1 protein-coding gene is annotated in these 330 nt (G+C 70.3%); it reads left to right on the forward strand.

The window, feature by feature from the left end; genetic code table 11:
* A partial coding sequence (locus H926_RS30835; protein WP_022676509.1) for a copper resistance protein B occupies positions 1–303 on the forward strand: 303 nt, incomplete at its 5' end.
* Positions 304–330: the final 27 nt, after the last annotated feature.

Consider the following 330-nt stretch of genomic DNA (forward strand, 5'->3'; position numbering starts at 1 on the left):
CGGGGCGAGCTGACCGGCCGGGCCGAGGCGAGCTATGACCAGCGCATTACCCAGCGCCTGGTGTTGCAGCCGCGCGTGGAAATGGATTGGGCGGCGCAAGGCATGCCCGATCTGGGCGAGGGCGCGGGGATCAACCGCATCGAGAGTGGGCTGCGCCTGCGCTATGAAATCAAGCGCAATTTTGCGCCCTATGTGGGTCTGGGTTGGGAACGCAGCCTGGGCGGCAGCGCGCGCGCGGCGCGTTCGGTGGGAGAGCGTGCCTCGGTGCTGCGCGCGCTGGCCGGCGTGCGGCTGTGGTGGTGAAGGCGATCAGGCCGCGACGGCGGGTTG

It is taken from the genome of Novosphingobium sp. B-7 (assembly GCF_000410615.1).
Classification (GTDB): domain Bacteria; phylum Pseudomonadota; class Alphaproteobacteria; order Sphingomonadales; family Sphingomonadaceae; genus Novosphingobium; species Novosphingobium capsulatum.